Here is a 15,930-nt window from a genome sequence, read left to right as displayed (position 1 = left end):
TGAAATTTTTTTAATTTATGATAAAATATGAAAAAGAGAAATTAAAAGAGGTAAAAAAATGTATAATGTGTTAATTGCAGATGACAACAGACAGATTGTTTCGATAATTTCACAGTATTGTAAAAAAAATAATTTTATTGTATCAACTGTCTTTGATGGAGAAAGTGCATTAAGTGAAGTTAGAAATAATAAATTTGATATAGTTTTGCTGGATGTCATGATGCCTAAAAAAGATGGTTTTGAAGTCTGTCGTGAAATAAGAAGTTTTTCAAATGTGCCAATTATTATGATTACCGCTCGTGGGGAAGATTATGAAAAAATAATGGGACTGGAAATTGGAGCGGATGATTATATTGTAAAGCCATTTTCACCAGGAGAAATAATCGCTAGAATACATGCAATTTTAAGAAGATTGTCTCCAAAAGAAAATCAGGATAAAAAATTATTCAAATATGACAATTTAGAAATTGACTTGGATAATTTTGCTGTAAAAATTGAAAATGAAAAAATTTTACTTACAAAAAAAGAAATAGAAATCTTTTGGACACTTGCGACAAATCAAAATAAAGTTTTCACAAGAGAAAATTTGCTAGATTTACTGTGGGGATTTGATTATTTCGGTGATAGCAGAACAGTTGACACTCATATTAAAAGACTTCGCTCCAAAATAGATAACTACAATCATCCAAACTGGAATATTAAAACCATTTGGGGAGTTGGATATAAATTTGAAATTTTGGAGTAAGTAAAAAAGTAAAATAAAAATAAAAGTAAAGGAAGAAGTGAGAATTATGAAAAAAATAATTTTAGGATTATCTGTATTACTAAGTTTAGGAATTTTTGCAAAAGAAAAATATCAAGTGGAAGTAGAACCAGCAGTAAAGCTCAATCAAAGTGTTCTTTCAGATTACAATTCTCAAATTGAAAAAGAAGTGAGTAGAATTTATTCAAAAGAGGAAATGTTTGGAATGATGAATAAAATGATGAATGGAGTTTTTGCTGGAAGTCAAAAAGATGGGTCAAATCAGATGAAAGAAATGATGGGTTCTTTTTTTGGAGAGGATTATTTTTCTAAAATGGTGGATACGATGTATAAATATTACAAGATTGATATAGAAAAAATTGACTATATCAATGGAGAGAAAGCATATGTAAAAGTTAAATTGGGATTTCCTGTAAATACAGATGAAATGAGCATGGATAAGATGATTGAAAGATCTGGAGAAATGGCTGAAAAAATGGACGAAGCCTTTAAGAAAAAAACGGGAAAAACAATGGAAGAATATCAAAAATCAATTTCACAAAATGATGAAAAAGCTATTAAAAAATATTTTAAAACAATAGGCGAAATTCAATTAGAAATGATGGATCAAGAATTAGAACGAATTACAAAAAATGGAAAATATGTAGGAAGAAAAGAAATTTTAGAAGCTAATAAAAAGAATGGGAAATGGGTGATTGAGAATCCTGATTTTGGGTATTAACAGAAGTTTTTAAAATTGAAAAAATATTATTAAGATAAATAATTGTCAAAAATTCCAAAATATAGTACAATTATGAGGCGGAGGGAGAAAATGCACATGTTAAAAATTTGGGAGATAATTATTTTATTCATTACAACTATAGATTATCTGATAAAGATAATAAAATGGATTATCAAAATGATTAGGAGGTTTAAAGGGGAATAATTCCCTGACTCCCTCCCTTCTATTTAATCAAAGGAGAGTGCTGAATATGGAATGGATTAGGGTAGCAACGATTATATTATGTATTGTAAAAACAATAGAATTTAGTTATCGATTTTTAAAGTGGATAAAAAAATAAGAGCAGTAACGCTCTTATTTTTCACACATGTTTTTATTTGGTAATTAATTATAAAATATTTTTGCAGAAATGTCAATAGACAAATTATTTTTTAAGGATATTAAATAAAAAATTTATAAATACTGAAAAATGGAGGAGAAAAAATAATGATTAAGGAATATAATCCTAATGAAATTGAGAAAAAATGGCAAGACAAATGGGCCCAAAAAGATGTTTTTAAATCTGAAAATAAAGCCGATGGGAAAGAGAATTATTATGTGCTTGAGATGTTTGCGTATCCGTCAGGGAAATTGCATGTTGGGCATTTGAGAAATTATGCGATTGGAGATGCGATTGCTAGATATAAGAAAATGAAAGGGTTTAATGTGTTGCATCCGTTTGGATGGGATAGTTTTGGGCTACCTGCTGAAAATGCGGCGATTGACCATGGGGCTCATCCTGGGAAATGGACTAAAGCGAACATTGACAATATGAGAAGACAGTTGAAACTTATGGGTCTTTCTTATGATTGGGATAGAGAACTTAGTACTTACACTCCAGAGTATTACAAATGGAATCAAAAATTTTTTATTGAAATGTATAAAAAGGATTGGTTTACAAGAAAAAATCTTTTGTAAACTGGTGTCCTGAGTGTAATACGGTTTTGGCAAATGAACAAGTCGAAGATGGGAAATGCTGGAGACATAGTAAAACTGATGTTATTCAAAAGGAATTGTCGCAATGGTATTTTAAAATAACTGATTATGCTGAAGAATTGCTGCAAGGGCATGAAGAACTTAGAGGACATTGGCCTGAACAAGTATTGACTATGCAAAAAAACTGGATTGGAAAATCAACTGGATCTGAAGTTGACTTTATTTTAGATTACAATTTTGAAAATAATGGACATACACATTTGAAATTAAATGACAAGGGAGAAGTTGTAATTTCTGTGTTTACAACAAGACCTGATACGCTTTATGGAGTTACTTATGCAACTGTTGCACCAGAACATCCGTTAGTTGAGGAAGTTATTTTAAAGGAAAATCCTAGTATTAGAGAAAAAGTTGAAGCAATGAGAAATGAGGATAAAATCGCTCGTACGGCAGAAGATAAGGAAAAAGAAGGAGTATTTTCTGGACTTTATGTGATTAATCCTGTAAATGGTGAAAAAGTGCAGTTGTGGGTTGCAAATTATGTGTTGATGGATTATGGGACAGGAGCTGTTATGGCGGTACCTGCACATGATGAAAGAGATTTTCAATTTGCTAAGAAATATAACTTGGATTTGAAAATTGTTGTAAATCCTGTTGATAAAAATGGAAATTTAGAAGAAGTTTCTGTTGAAAAATTGGAAAATGCTTTAACAGTTCCAGGAATACTGGTAAACTCAGAAGAATTTAATGGATTAAATAGTAATGAAGCAAAAGAGAAAATTACTGAAAAATTGGAAAAAATTGGGCTTGGTAAGAAAACGGTAAATTATAGACTTCATGACTGGTTGATTAGTAGACAAAGATATTGGGGAACTCCAATTCCTGTGATTTATGATGAAGATGGGAATATTTACTTGGAGGAAGAAGAAAACTTGCCTGTGAAACTTCCTACTGATATTGAATTTAATGGGAAAGGGAATCCGCTTGAAACTTCGGAAGAGTTTAAGAATGTGATTTTGCCGAATGGGAAAAAAGGTAGAAGAGAAACTGATACGATGGATACTTTCGTTGATTCATCTTGGTACTATTTGAGATATTTAGATTCTCACAGTGCGGATAAACCTTTTGAAAAAGCGGATGCAGATGCTTGGACACCTGTAAACCAATATATTGGTGGAATTGAGCATGCGGTAATGCACTTGCTTTATGCGAGATTTTTCCATAAATCACTTAGAGATTTGGGATATGTTGATACAAATGAGCCGTTTAAAAAATTATTGACGCAAGGAATGGTTTTAGGGCCTTCATTCTATTCACAAAATGAGAGAAGATACTTATTCCCAAGAGAAGCTGAATTTAAAGATGGAAAAGCGTTTTCGATTAAAACAGGGGAAGAATTAGTTACAAAAGTAGAAAAAATGAGTAAATCGAAAAATAATGGAGTAGATCCCGAAGAAATCGTGAAAGAATATGGAGCTGACTCTTCAAGAGTGTTCACATTATTTGCTGCACCGCCTGAAAAAGAATTGGAATGGAACATGAATGGACTTGCAGGGGCATATAGATTTATAAATAGATTGTATTTATTGGTTTCTGGAACTGCAGAATTTTCTGACCACAATGCGAAATCAGAAAATCATTACGGAGTTGAACTAAAAAAGAGAAATCAAAAAGATGAAGAAATTCAAAAGAAATTACATCAAACAGTTAAAAAAGTTACAGAAAGTATCGAAGATGATTTCCATTTCAATACTGCGATTGCAGCTGTTATGGAATTGTTAAACGACATGACAACTTACAAGCAAGAAGTGATTGACAAAGACAATATTTCTTCAGAAAGTAAAAAAATATGGCGTGAAGTATTGGAAAAAACAATCTTGTTAATCGCACCATTTGCACCGCATGTAGCTGATGAATTGTGGGCTTATTTAGGAAATAAAACATTTACTTTTGAAGAAGAATGGCCAAAATATGACGAAGAATTGACAAAAGACCATACTTTCAATTTGGTAATCCAAGTAAACGGAAAAGTGAGAGATATGGTTTCGGCTCAAATCGGAATTTCAAAAGATGACGCTGAAAAACTTGCATTGGAATCAGAAAAGGCTAAGAAATTTATTGATGGGAAAGAAGTCGTGAAAGTGATAGTTGTACCTAATAAATTGGTTAATGTTGTTGTGAAAGGGTAAATAATGGTTTTTGAATAAAAAGGGTGGGGGGCTTTTTTGGAAAAAATAGAAATTAGAGGTAGTTAAAATGATATATACGGCAGAAATAAAAAATAATGAATTAATTAATGAATTTAAAAAAGCAGTAGAAAAAACTGGAAAAAGTGAAAGTGAAGTTTTAGTTCAATTAATGTCTAATTTTGTTGAAAAAAATAAAATAACAAAAAGTTCAATGGATATTTTATTTGAAAAAATGGAAGAAAATAAAGATGTATTTATTAGAATGCGTGATAAATAATGATTAAATATTTTGAAGTTTCTGATATTTTGAAAATACATAATAAGGTTTTAAAATTATCAGGTGGATTAAAAGGGTATAAAGATAAATCAGGAATAGAAAAAGTATGTCTGAAATTTAAAAAAATAGGAGGGAAGCAAAATGGCTAAAATAGCAGTAACTGGAGTAACAGGACACTTAGGTGGAATTGTTTCAAAATTATGTAAGAAAAATGGAATAGAAGTTAGAAACTTAGCCAGAAATAAAGAAAAAGCTGAAAAAATGGGATTTTCTGATGTTTTTAAATCAAATTATGATAAATCGGAGGACACTATAAAATCATTGGAAGGAATTGATGTGCTTTTTATGGTGTCAGGTTCGGAAAATCCTAATCGTGTTCAACAGCATAAGGATTTTATTGATGCGGCTAAAATGGCAAAAGTTTCGCACATTATTTATCTTTCGTTTTACAATGCTTCAAAAAATTCTGTATTTACACTAGGAAGAGATCATTATGCGACTGAAGAGTATATTAAAGAAAATGGATTCAAATATACATTTTTGAGGGATAATTTTTATGCGGATTTCTTTGTAAATCTATGTAGAGAATACGGAGAAATAAAAGGACCTGCTGGGAATGGGAAGGTTTCTGTTGTAGTGCGTTCAGATGTTTCAGAAGTTGTTGCAAAAATTTTGGAAAATCCAGAAAAATGGGAAAATCAAACTTTGAATATGACGGGACCTGAGGAATTGACAATGAATGAAATTGTGAAAATTGTGAGTGAACATTTTGGCAAAGAAATTAAGTATACTAATGAAACTGTGGAAGAAGCTTATGAAAGCCGTAAAATCTGGAAAGCTGAACAATGGGAATATGATTCTTGGGTTTCAACTTATACTGCAATTGCTCAAGGTGAACAATCGGGAATTTCTTGTGATATTGAAAAAGTATTGGGACGTAGAGCAACTTCGCTTTCTGAGTATTTGAAGAACTTGTAAAAAAATATTGAAAATTCTAATAAAGTTAGTTTCATTAACTAAATTTGGAGAGAGTGTAAATTTTTTGTATAAATAAAATAAAAAATCCTTATGTTACTGGATTTGTCTAGAGATTCATACAAAATTTTGGACACTCTCTATTTTAAAACTTTTGAGGTGGTTTTACAATGATTGACAAACTAAAGGAATTGGAAAATCTTGAGAATAAGTATAAGGAGATTGGGAAATTAAATTCGGAGATAGAATCAATAATTGAAAATATAAAAAACGAGGCTGGAATAAGCAGGGAAAAGGAACTTTTGAAAGAGAATGAAAGGCTGGCGAAAGATTTAAAGGCATTTCATGAAAAGGTGAAAATTAGGGAAGAGGAAATTGGAAGGCTTAAAAATAGTAATGCAGTGCTCATTGAGGAATTGAAGGAAGCGAAAAAGGTTAGGAGAAATGGTGAGATTGATAAGTTTCAGAATATTTTGGCTGAGAAGATGAATGTGGAATTGGAAAGTGGAGTGACTAGAAGGCTTTCTAATTATGCGGAGGAAATGAAGAGAAAAGTCAAAATGCTGGAAAGAAATCTTTCTTGTGAATTTTCAGATGAAGCTGATTCATTGAGAGATGAATTAAAAAAAATTGATGGGAAAATTGGTGATTTTTTAGAGAAAAGTAATAGGAAAACTTTTGAAAATAAGATATTTCTTCAAGAGGAATCTTCGGTGTTTCATAATAAGATAAAAGAAGAAACGGCTTTAAAAGAAGGGGAATTTCTTTTTGAAAAAGAGAAAAAAAGATTTGTATTTGAAAAACTTATTGGACTTAAAGGATTTAACTTTTTAGGGATAATATCAATCTTTTTGGGAGTTTTTTTGGTATTTCGGACACAGTTTGCAAAAATTTTGGCAAATAATTATGTAAAAAGTTCGGCATCGTATTTGCTTGGGATGTTTTTTCTTTTTGCTGGAGAAAAATTTTATCAGAAAAATAAGAAGCATTTTGCAGTTGGGCTGATTGGCGGTGGAATTGGTATTCTTTATTTGACTACGCTTCTTTCTACGTTATATCTCAAACTTTATCCAATGATAGCGGGACTTTTTATATCGGTAATACTGACAGGGCTGGTTGTGATTCTTTCATTGCGATATGATAGCCAGATAATTGGAGTATTGTCGCTGATTGGTGGATATTTGCCTTACGGAGCGTATATTTGGGTGAATAAGAGCAATGTTCAGATTTATTATGTTTTGGCATATTCTTTGATTTTGCAGGGAATTGTGCTTGGAGTTTCTTGGAAAAAGGACTGGATATACAGCAAGATTTTTGGATTTGTTACGGGTATAGTAAATATGATGGGGCTGATTTATTACTTAAATTACAGTGTTCATGATAAGATCACGGCATTTTTCTACATCGTAATTTTTACAACAGCATACAGTTTCATTTTCCTAAATTCACACAAGAAAGAAAACCGTCAAAGCAATATAATCGACTACATATTTCTAAGTTTAAATCTAATTATAAAATTTTCATTGATTTACAGCTTGTTTGACAAGACAACCCCAAGTTGGCTAAAAGCCGTATTAGTTGGAACAGTCGGAATAATTTACGGATTTTTTGGCGACAGGCTCAAGGACAACAAAGTTGCAAAAATCTTTTATGTTGTGGCATTAGGAAGTTTTATCCTGATTATTCCGTTAATTGTGCCAGAAGAATTTGTTGTGGTTGCATGGGGTGCTGAAACTGCACTATTATATTTCTTTTATAGAAAATATAAAAATAGAGAAATGCGATATGGAACGATTGCGATTTATCTAGTTTCGCTGGTAAGTAATTTAATTGTGCGGGAAGAAACATATTTGCTTGTGTATATTCAAGATTTGATGATAATATCTTTTTCATTTGTGCTTTACTTTTTGATAAAACAAAAAAGTTACAAGACAGAAGTTAGGATTTTAAATGGAATATTTAAATATCTGATTTTTGCATATTCAATATTTTTTGTAAATAAAGTTGTTTTTGATGTTGTTACTTCATTTGAAACGATAAATTATGGTGAAGATATATTTTTGAGTTTATCAGTTTCGCTTTTTGTTTTAAGAACAGTAACGTATAAAGTGAAAAAATTACAAGATAGTTTTAGTTTGAAATTCTTGATAATAATTGAAATAATTTATTTGTTATTCATAAATATGATTAATCTTACCCTGTATTTTTTTGGTTGGAGTTCGGATATATTAAAAGAAAGAGTACCAATAAGTTATATATTTCCGTTCTTTTTGCCAATTTTAATAAATATATATTTATTTATGGTTGCTAAAAATGATATTCATTTATGCTTTTTCAAAAAAAATGAGAAAAAACCATTGTGGATACTCGGAGAATCAATATATTTCCTTTTTGTAGCAAATATTATTTTACGGATATATGAACATTCAGGTGTATTAATTTTAGGAGCTGGATTGGCTTTGGATATAGTTGGACTGCTATTATGCGGATACTTAGTTTGGAAAGGGTTTAAAGTGCCAAATAGAAATGTTAGAAGAATTGGGCTTGGAATAGGAATATCTTTTGTGGCAAAAAGTTTTTTATGGGATTTCTTACGATTTGATAATTCCTATAAGTTGATTGCTTACTTTAGTATGGGGGCTATTCTGATTGGAACTTCCTATATTTATCAGACAGCTTTGAAGAAATTGGAGCAGGAAGTGAAAGAGAGCTTGAGTGACAAGGATTTTGGAAAAGGTGAGAAAGATGAAGAAAATAAATAAAATAATATTGTTTTTATTTTTAATAACAATTGTTCAACTTTTTTCCAGCCAGTATTTTAAAACTATAAAAATAACAGGAAAGTCGGCATACAAGCAATTTTTTTTAACAGAGGATATTTATGAGAACAGTAAAAATAATCTTGGAGATATACGGATAATTGATAAAAATGGGAAAGAAGTTCCTTATGTTATCGAAACTGGAAAAGAGCAGGAAAAGCACAGCGAAAAAATTGTAGCAAGGGCAAAAATAGATGAAGTATTGACGAAAAAGGATAAAATGGAATTTATTGTGAAATTTAATTCTGATAGTTCATTAAAGGATATAATTGGAAACAGGCTTGTGCTGATTTCTTCCAAAAATTTTTACAGCGAATATACTTTGCTTGGAAGTAATAACGGTACAAATTGGGAACAGATAACTTCGGGAGAAATTTATAAGACACCTGATAAGTCAAACTTGACAATCGAATTTTCAGAAAAAAGATATGAATTTTATAAAATTGTAACGCCGTTGGATAAAGGGAATATCTTTAGTGAAGCAATTTTGAAATTGTCAAATAATGAGGCTGGAAAACTTAAAACTGTAGGGACAAAATTGGATTATAAAGTTGAGCAGGAAGGAAAAAATACAATTTTGAAAATCAAGAGCAAGTTTTTGCCGTTAAAAAATATTGTTCTGGATGCGGAAGATGAGTTTCAGAGAAATTTTGCTGTGAGAAGCGGAGATGATTTTTATGCGGAAGGGATAATTTCTAAAGTTGGAGAAAAGTCAAATTTGATGATTAATTTAGAAAATGTGCCAAAATTGTCTGAAATAATCGTTGAAATAAGGAATGGAGATAATTCACCGCTCAAAATAAAAGGGGTAACAGGAAATTATGTTCCAGACAGAATTGTGTTTAGGGCTACAGAAGGGGAAGATTATAAAATAACCTTTGGAGATGAAAGTTTAGATAAGCCAGAATACGATATTGCAGAATTTGTCGATTCAATAAAGGAACGGGATGAAGTTTTTGTAGGAAAATTGGAAAAGGCGGATGGAAAGAAAGTTTCAAAGCCAAGGGATTACACGGTTTATTATAATGTTTTTATAGGAGCTGTTGTGGTAATATTAATTGGATTTATGTTAAATAAAATAAATAAAAATAAAAAATAGAAGAGGAGAATGAATTATGAATATTGTATTTGTTTTGATAGGGATTTTGGTAATTTTGGTTCTGATGGCAATGGGGATTTACAATAAATATATCAAATTGAAGAATTTGAATGAGGAAGGTTGGAGCGGAATAGGCGTATATTTGCAAAAAAGACTGGATTTGATACCAAATCTTGTTAATACTGTCAAAGGATATGCGACACATGAAAAGGAAACGCTGGAAAATGTGGTAAAATTGAGAAGTCAAATGATGTCGATTGATACAAAGGATATTGATAATATTGAAAAAATTCAAAAACTTGAAAATGAAATGACAAAAACATTAAGATCAATAATGATGTTACAGGAAAATTATCCAGACTTGAAGGCAAATGAAAACTTTTTGAACTTACAATCCCAATTAACTCAAATAGAAACAGAAATTCAAAGTTCAAGAAAATATTACAACGGAACAGCAAGAGACAGAAATACTTTTGTGGAAACTTTTCCAAATAATATTTTTGGTGGAATTTTTGGATTTAAAAAAGCTGAGTTCTTTAATGCTGTGGAAGAGGCGGAAAAAGTTCCAGAAGTTAAATTTTAATTTGTTTAAATGGATTTTTAGAAGGGGATTGTTATGAAAAGTTTTAACAAACAAAAATTAAATAATATTTTTTCAATAATTTTTGTATTTTTCATGTTATTTTTTTTAAATACAAAATCGTTAATTGCTGAAAAAATAACAAATTATGATGTTACAGTTCAGATAAATAAAAATGGGACTTTGACAGTAAATGAAGTAATTGACTATGAATTTGACGGTGTTGCAAAGCACGGTATTTATAGGGATATTCCATTACGTTCAAAGAAAAACGGCGTGGATATTTACAAATCTTATATAAAAATGAATTCAGTAAAGAGAAATGGTATTTCTGAAGAATATTCTACGAAACTTTTTGATGAAGGTATTAGATATAGGGTTGGTTCTGCAGACAGATTTGTGGAAAATGGCGTAAATAGATACGAATTTAATTATGTGATTTATAATGCAGTATTTGAAAAAGATGGAATTTATCAGGTATATTTTAATGCAATTGGGCAGTTTTGGAAAGTTCCTATTGAAAAAGCTGCAGTAAATATAAAATTTGGAAATGGGAAGCCTGTAACAGAAAATGAAATTAGTAAACTAGATATTTTTACAGGTGAGTACGGCCAAAGCGGAAAAGATTATATTGAAAATTTAAATAATAGAACTATTGAAATTAAAACAAACAAGGTTTTACAATCATATAACGGATTAAGTTTCCGTCTAAATTTAAAGACGGATAATATAAGTCCAACATTTTTAGATAAACTTCAGACACTTTATTATGCTCACCCTTTACTTGCCGTAGGGCCTGTTATAATAATATTTCTAGTAATTTATGGATTTATGACGTGGTATATATTTGGAAGAGATGTGGGTAAAAAGGCAATTGTTCCTGAATTTAACATACCTAAGGATATTTCAGCCATGTATGCGGCGTACATCAATGGTGTAAGGGAACCTAAGGAAATATTGACAATCGGACTGCTCTCTTTACTTTCTAAAGGTTATGTTGAAGCTGACGACAAAAAAGGTGATGGGAAAAATGTAAAATATACATTGTCTGACAGTAAAAGAAGCAAGCCTGAATTAGCGGAGGAAGAAAAGATAGTCTTTAATGCGCTTTCTAATACAGGGAACATATTTAAAAATGAAAGAAGCCTTTATAACGCTTCAAATAAAATATTAAAATTGTTTGAAAACGAATATAAAAAGAAAGTTTACAGGGATAACAGTATTTTTAATGTTGCATTTATTATTGGCATAGTCATAGTTTTTATAATTTCGACAAATGCAAATAGTGGAACAGCAGGTATTTCTGATAGCATTTTTGGAGTAGTTTCTTTAGTTATGGTTGCTATTTTCTTTGGAATAGTTTTAAATACATTTTTTTCAATTATCAATAATATTTATGGAAATAATAGCACATTTTTAAAAGTTGTTAAGTGGTTAGTAGTATTATTTATGTCAGTAATATATGGAGTTTTAAATTTCATTGTAATTGGTATAATTATGGCAATGTATACTGTTTATTCCAAAGTAATTGGAAGATATACGGCTGACGGGATGAGAAAAAAAGAATATCTGGATGGAATGAAAATGTACATAAAGACTGCCGAAGCTAATCAAATTATGAAATTTAATGATGTAGACGAGCTAGTAGCCTATTTTAAAGGGATACTACCGTATGCAGTAGCTCTTGGAGTAAAAAATGAAGCGATAAAACTTATGAAGAATACAATAAAGCTCTATAATTTTGATGAAAGCACATATTCTTATATAAATAAAGGAGTGCATTTCAATACATACGATAGTTTCATTTTGGCAAATACGGTTTCAAGAGTATACAATAATGCGTATAGTAAAATAAGAGAAGAAAGATTTAGCACCTTGAGGAATGATTCTGGAAGTTCAAGTGGTTTTGGCGGCGGAGGCTTCTCAAGTGGAGGCGGTTTCTCTGGCGGAGGTTCCGGCGGGGGAGGTGGAGGAAGCTGGTAGAAATATCAGCTTTTTTTGTTATGCGGACTAAGGCGACAGAACAGGGCTTAAAGTAATTATCAATTATTTTAATAAAAAAAGAAAGGGGTAAAATGACATTACAGCAATTAAAGTATGTAGTTACAGTCGCTGAAAAAGGGACATTGAGTGATGCTGCAAAAGAGCTTTTTGTGTCTCAACCAGCACTGACCAAGGCTATAAAAGAATTGGAAGATGAAATGAATATATCAATTTTTAACAGAACAAATAAGGGAGTGATTGTTTCTCTTGAGGGAGATAGATTTTTGGGGTATGCAAGGCAGGTTTTGGAACAGACAGATTTATTGGAGGAAGAGTATAAGAAGGGAAATAAGATAACTAGGCATTTTTCGGTGTCTACACAGCATTATTCGTTTGCAGTAAATGCTTTTGTGGATGTGATTAAGAAGTTTGGGGAAAATAAGTACGATTTTACGCTTAGGGAAACTCAGACTAATGAAATTATTGAAGATGTGAGCAAGAGAAAAAGTGAAATTGGAATTTTGTACACTTCGGGAGCGAATAAAACTGTGATTGAGAAAATGATAAAAAGAAATAATCTGAAATTTATTGAATTATTTACTGCAAAGCCGCATGTTTTTATCAGTTTTAATCATCCTTTGGCAAAAAAGGAAAGTATTAGCCTTGAAGACTTGAAGGAATATCCATATTTATCGTTTGAGCAAGGGGATTACAATTCGTTTTATTTTTCGGAAGAAATACTTAGTACGATTGACAGGGATAAAAATATAAAAGTTAGAGATAGAGCGACTTTGTTTAATTTAGCAGTCGGGCTTAACGGATATACTGTGAGTACTGGGATAATCAGTAAGGAATTAAATGGGGAAAATATTATTGCAAGACCGCTGGAAGTTGACGAGTATATGAAAGTTGGAATTATAATGCAGAAAAATACCAAACTTAGTGTTTATGGGAAAGTTTATGTTGAGGCTTTGAAGGAGCATTTGAAATATACGGAAATTTTGTAAAATTTATAAAAATTATTTTGAGATATTATTGAAAAAACTGAAATAAAAAGAAATGAAAAAGACTGGATTAGAATTGTAAATTTTAGTACGGTTTTTTTTATAAAAAAAATTGATATAAATAAAAGTTATAACAAACCAAAAAATAAATGTATTTTACAGAAATAATATATTTGTATATAATAATTTTATCAAAAATAATTAGAAATATTACTAGTGTAACAAATAGATAAAGGAGATAAATTATGAAAACGGCGATTATTGGATACCCTAGAATTGGGGAAAATAGAGAATTAAAATTTGCGATAGAAAAATATTGGAGAAATGAAATTACAGAGAATGAACTTTTGGAAATAGCGGAAAAGCTTAGAAAAGACCAGTGGTTAAAACAGAAGGAAGAAAAAATTTCATTTATTCCTGGAAATACATTTTCATTTTATGATGGAATACTGGATACAATAATTTTATTGAATGCGATTCCAAAACATTATAAAGATTTAGGATTGAATGAACTGAATACATATTTTGCAATTGCGAGAGGTTATCAAGGGGAAAAAGGAGATGTAAAAGCTCTTTCAATGAGAAAATGGTACAATACCAATTATCATTATATGGTTCCTGAACTAGATGATTATGCAGAGATTAAATTAAATGCAGATAAGATATTTAATGAACTTGAGGAAGCTAAAAAATTGGGAGTGAGTACTCATCCGTCAGTAATTGGACCATTTACATTTTATAAATTGGCTAAAACAACTGGAAATAAAGAGAAAAAAGAATATTTAACTGATATTGTAAATGTTTATGTGGAATTGCTGAAAAAATGTAATGAAAAAAATATCGATTGGATTCAAATTGAAGAACCGCAATTAGTAACAGATCAAACAGAAGAAGATATAAAATTGTTTGAAGAAATTTATAAAGAAATTTTGAAGAATAAGAAAGATGTAAAAGTATTGCTTCAAACATATTTTGGAGATGTGAGAGATTGCTACAAGACGATAACAGAGCTTGATTTTGATGGGATAGGTCTTGATTTTGCTGAAGGAAGACAAACTGAGAAATTAATAGCTGAAAAGGGATTTCCAAAAGATAAAATATTATTTGCAGGAATTGTAAATGGAAAAAATATTTGGAAATGTGACTATAAAAAAGTTTTAAATATATTGAATAATTTAAAAGGAAAAGTTGAAAATATAGTAATAACGACATCTTGTTCACTGCTTCATGTGCCTTATACTTTGAGAAATGAAAAAAAATTATCAGAAAATATATTAAGACATTTCTCGTTTGCTGAGGAAAAATTATCAGAATTAAAAGAGTTGGGAGAATTGAGTCAAGTTCTTTGGAAAAATTCGCTGGAAAAAGTGCAGGAAAATGAATTTTATGTAAAAAACCAAAAAATTATAACTTCTGAAAAAGGAATGGAAGATAAGGAAGTTAGAGATACGGTTAAAAAATTGAAAGATAGTGATTTTGTAAGAGAGGGAGCAAGAAAGAAAAGACAGAAAATTCAAAGGGAAGAGTTGAATATTCCTTTACTTGCAACAACTACAATAGGTTCTTTTCCGCAAACAAAGGAAGTGAAGCTAAATAGAAGCAAATTTAGAAAAGGTGAAATTAGCAAAGAAGAATATGATAAAAATGTATTTAACTTCATAAAAGAATGTATTGAATTGCAGGAAAAAATTGGACTTGATGTACTTGTGCATGGAGAGTATGAAAGAAATGACATGGTTGAATTTTTTGGAGAAAATCTGGCAGGATATATATTTACAGAAAAAGCGTGGGTTCAGTCTTATGGAACAAGATGTGTAAAACCGCCGATAATTTTTGGAGATGTGAAAAGAACAAAACCAATTTCAGTTCTATATTCTGAATATGCTCAGAAATTAACTAAAAAGCCTGTTAAAGGAATGCTTACAGGGCCTGTAACAATATTAAACTGGTCATTCCCAAGAGAAGATATTTCATTAAGCGAAATGGCATTTCAAATTGGACTTGCCATACGAGAAGAAGTATTGGATTTAGAAAAAGCAGGAATAAAAATAATTCAGATAGATGAAGCTGCACTTAGGGAAAAATTACCGTTAAGAAAAGAAGATTGGCATAAAGAATACCTTGATTGGGGATTGAAGGCATTTAGACTTTGCCATAGCGGAGTAAAAGTGGATACGCAGATTCATACACATATGTGCTACAGCCAATTTGAAGATATAATAAAAGACATTGACAATATGGATGCCGATGTTATAACATTTGAAGCTTCAAGATCAAAATTGACAATTCTTGATTTCCTAAAAGAAAATAACTTTGAAACAGAGGTAGGTCCTGGAGTTTATGATATTCATTCTCCTAGAGTACCTTCAGTTGAAGAAATTGTAGCAGCTTTAGAAATAATGGTTAAAAAAATTGGAAAAGAAAAATTATGGGTAAATCCTGATTGCGGATTAAAGACAAGAAGAATTACAGAAACTGTAAAGAGTTTGGAAAATCTTGTTGAAGCTACAAAAATTGTGAAAAGTAGATTATAGAAATATTATTA

At 30.5% G+C, this 15,930-nt stretch carries 11 protein-coding genes and 1 pseudogene; all 12 read left to right on the top strand.

Annotation, left to right across the window (positions count from 1 at the left end; genetic code table 11):
• The first annotated feature begins 58 nt into the window (after positions 1 to 58).
• Positions 59 to 745 (top strand): response regulator transcription factor, encoded by a 687-nt coding sequence (locus tag BCB68_RS01970; RefSeq protein WP_094079301.1) that lies wholly within the window; start codon positions 59 to 61, stop codon positions 743 to 745.
• 46 nt (positions 746 to 791) lie between these two features.
• A complete protein-coding gene (locus BCB68_RS01965) occupies positions 792 to 1,484 on the top strand; it encodes a hypothetical protein (protein ID WP_094079300.1) in 693 nt (230 codons plus the stop codon).
• A 486-nt stretch (positions 1,485 to 1,970) separates the two neighbouring features.
• A pseudogene (leuS, locus tag BCB68_RS01960) lies at positions 1,971 to 4,582 on the top strand (leucine--tRNA ligase); the annotation flags it as partial.
• A gap of 133 nt (positions 4,583 to 4,715) precedes the next feature.
• Entirely contained in the window at positions 4,716 to 4,925 is a 210-nt protein-coding gene (locus BCB68_RS01955; protein WP_094079299.1) for a hypothetical protein, read from the top strand.
• Positions 4,925 to 5,074 carry a hypothetical protein gene (locus BCB68_RS10615; protein WP_021746083.1) on the top strand — a complete coding sequence of 50 codons (150 nt, stop codon included), beginning with the start codon at positions 4,925 to 4,927 and terminating at the stop codon, positions 5,072 to 5,074. Before BCB68_RS01955 ends, BCB68_RS10615 begins: the two co-directional genes overlap by 1 nt.
• A complete protein-coding gene (locus BCB68_RS01950) occupies positions 5,067 to 5,903 on the top strand; it encodes an SDR family oxidoreductase (RefSeq protein WP_094079298.1) in 837 nt (278 codons plus the stop codon). Before BCB68_RS10615 ends, BCB68_RS01950 begins: the two co-directional genes overlap by 8 nt.
• 167 nt (positions 5,904 to 6,070) lie before the next feature.
• On the top strand, positions 6,071 to 8,662 hold the full coding sequence (locus BCB68_RS01945) for a DUF2339 domain-containing protein (RefSeq protein WP_094079297.1): 2,592 nt from the start codon (positions 6,071 to 6,073) through the stop codon (positions 8,660 to 8,662).
• On the top strand, positions 8,646 to 9,818 hold the full coding sequence (locus BCB68_RS01940) for a hypothetical protein (protein WP_094079296.1): 1,173 nt from the start codon (positions 8,646 to 8,648) through the stop codon (positions 9,816 to 9,818). The genes BCB68_RS01945 and BCB68_RS01940 overlap by 17 nt, the downstream gene beginning before the upstream one ends.
• 16 nt (positions 9,819 to 9,834) lie before the next feature.
• Positions 9,835 to 10,401, top strand: a complete 567-nt coding sequence (locus tag BCB68_RS01935; RefSeq protein ID WP_018499072.1) for a LemA family protein — start codon at positions 9,835 to 9,837, stop codon at positions 10,399 to 10,401.
• A gap of 33 nt (positions 10,402 to 10,434) precedes the next feature.
• Entirely contained in the window at positions 10,435 to 12,381 is a 1,947-nt protein-coding gene (locus BCB68_RS01930; protein ID WP_094079295.1) for a DUF2207 domain-containing protein, read from the top strand.
• Between the two features lie 92 nt (positions 12,382 to 12,473).
• Entirely contained in the window at positions 12,474 to 13,388 is a 915-nt protein-coding gene (locus tag BCB68_RS01925) for a LysR family transcriptional regulator (protein ID WP_094079294.1), read from the top strand.
• Between the two features lie 242 nt (positions 13,389 to 13,630).
• Positions 13,631 to 15,919, top strand: a complete 2,289-nt coding sequence (metE, locus tag BCB68_RS01920; protein WP_094079293.1) for a 5-methyltetrahydropteroyltriglutamate--homocysteine S-methyltransferase — start codon at positions 13,631 to 13,633, stop codon at positions 15,917 to 15,919.
• Positions 15,920 to 15,930: the final 11 nt, after the last annotated feature.

It is taken from the genome of Leptotrichia sp. oral taxon 498 (assembly GCF_002240055.1).
In the GTDB taxonomy this organism is placed as follows: domain Bacteria; phylum Fusobacteriota; class Fusobacteriia; order Fusobacteriales; family Leptotrichiaceae; genus Leptotrichia; species Leptotrichia rugosa.
This window is presented reverse-complemented; position numbering and strand designations above follow the sequence as displayed.

Coding starts and splice junctions, on each gene's coding strand:
- BCB68_RS01925 (WP_094079294.1), top strand. CDS start 12,474: ATGACATTACAGCAATTAAAGTATGTAGTTACAGTCGCTGAAAAAGGG.
- BCB68_RS01970 (WP_094079301.1), top strand. CDS start 59: ATGTATAATGTGTTAATTGCAGATGACAACAGACAGATTGTTTCGATA.
- BCB68_RS01930 (WP_094079295.1), top strand. CDS start 10,435: ATGAAAAGTTTTAACAAACAAAAATTAAATAATATTTTTTCAATAATT.
- BCB68_RS01965 (WP_094079300.1), top strand. CDS start 792: ATGAAAAAAATAATTTTAGGATTATCTGTATTACTAAGTTTAGGAATT.
- BCB68_RS01940 (WP_094079296.1), top strand. CDS start 8,646: ATGAAGAAAATAAATAAAATAATATTGTTTTTATTTTTAATAACAATT.
- BCB68_RS01935 (WP_018499072.1), top strand. CDS start 9,835: ATGAATATTGTATTTGTTTTGATAGGGATTTTGGTAATTTTGGTTCTG.
- BCB68_RS10615 (WP_021746083.1), top strand. CDS start 4,925: ATGATTAAATATTTTGAAGTTTCTGATATTTTGAAAATACATAATAAG.
- BCB68_RS01945 (WP_094079297.1), top strand. CDS start 6,071: ATGATTGACAAACTAAAGGAATTGGAAAATCTTGAGAATAAGTATAAG.
- BCB68_RS01955 (WP_094079299.1), top strand. CDS start 4,716: ATGATATATACGGCAGAAATAAAAAATAATGAATTAATTAATGAATTT.
- metE (WP_094079293.1), top strand. CDS start 13,631: ATGAAAACGGCGATTATTGGATACCCTAGAATTGGGGAAAATAGAGAA.
- BCB68_RS01950 (WP_094079298.1), top strand. CDS start 5,067: ATGGCTAAAATAGCAGTAACTGGAGTAACAGGACACTTAGGTGGAATT.